We start from the raw sequence: 1,386 nt of genomic DNA, 5'->3' as shown, positions 1-1,386 counted from the left end.
GCACATGACTGTCTGCACAATCTGTCGGTTACGACAACACTTTCGGCGTCCTGCTGAGCGAGATATCCTTCAGCCTGAAAAAAGGCGATCGCATCGGTTTGATCGGCGATAACGGCTGCGGCAAAAGCACCCTGCTGCAAATTCTCAGCGGCGACCTACCTGCGCACACCGGTTCAGTGACATTGTCACACCAATGTCTGATGGCGCGCATCGAGCAGCACCTGCCGCCGGAGCTGCACGCCTGCACCCTGCTGGATGCGGTGCTGGCGCGGCTGCCTGCGGGCCAACACCTCAGTGAACGCTGGCGCTGTGAAGCGTTACTGGCCGAGCTGGGGTTTGAACCGGCGAGCTGGACGTTGACCGCCGGCACCCTCAGCGGCGGCCAGCATACGCGGCTGCTGTTGGCGCGCGCGTTGATCCGCCAACCCGATCTGCTGTTGCTCGACGAACCCAGCAACCACCTGGACCTGCCCACGCTGCTGTGGCTGGAACAGTTCTTGCGCAGCTGGGCCGGCAGCTTCGTGCTGGTGTCGCACGATCGCTACCTGCTCGATCAGGTGACTAACTGCACCTGGATCCTGCGCGACAAAACGCTGCAGTTCTTCCGTTTGCCCTGCTCTGCGGCGCGCACCGCGCTGGCGGAACAGGACGCCGCGGACGAACAGCGGCGCTACGCCGAGCAGAAAGAGATAGACCGGGTGGAAAAAAGCGCCAAACGCCTGGCGACCTGGGGCAAGGTCTACGACAACGAAGATCTGGCGCGCAAGGCCAAGCAAATGGAGAAGCGCGTCGATCGGTTGAAGGAAGAACAGACCACCCTGACCGCCGGCAGCCCGTGGCGGTTGCGGCTGCAGGGAGAAGCGCTGGATGCCGATCGCCTGCTGGCGCTGCCGCACTGGGCGGTGCGCCCGGCGCCGGATGCGCCGGTGCTGTTCAGCCTCGAACATCTGCGCGTGAAAAGCGGCGATCGCATCGCCATCGTCGGGCGCAACGGCTGCGGTAAATCGTCGCTGCTGCGCCTGTTGTGGCGTGAGTATCAGCAACAAACGGAGCGCCCGGCGCTGTTCCATCCGCGCGTGCGCATCGGCTATTACGATCAGAGCCTGCAACAGCTGCGCGATGAAGACACGTTGAGCGACGCGTTGGCGCAGTTTGCACCGCTGACCGAGGAACAGCGGAAAATGGCGCTGATCGGCGCCGGTTTTCCTTACCTGCGCCACCATCAGCAGATCCGTTCGCTGAGCGGTGGCGAGCGTTCGCGGCTGCTGTTCGTCGGTCTGACGCTGGCCAACCATTCGCTGCTGCTGCTAAAAAGATAGCGTTTGACGCTGTTTCTTGACACGAACCGGCGAACAAGTTCGGTGGAAAACGCAATCGCTTGAGTGT

At 62.6% G+C, this 1,386-nt stretch carries 1 protein-coding gene; it reads left to right on the top strand.

Features of this window, described 5'->3' with window-relative positions; all coding sequences use genetic code 11:
• The first annotated feature begins 8 nt into the window (after nt 1-8).
• The gene (locus tag SO140_RS45855; protein ID WP_498544187.1) at nt 9-1,319 is read left to right on the top strand and encodes an ABC-F family ATP-binding cassette domain-containing protein; all 1,311 of its coding nucleotides are present in this window, start codon (nt 9-11) and stop codon (nt 1,317-1,319) included.
• Nucleotides 1,320-1,386: the final 67 nt, after the last annotated feature.

It is taken from the genome of Bradyrhizobium sp. UFLA05-108 (assembly GCF_059803455.1).
This window is presented reverse-complemented; position numbering and strand designations above follow the sequence as displayed.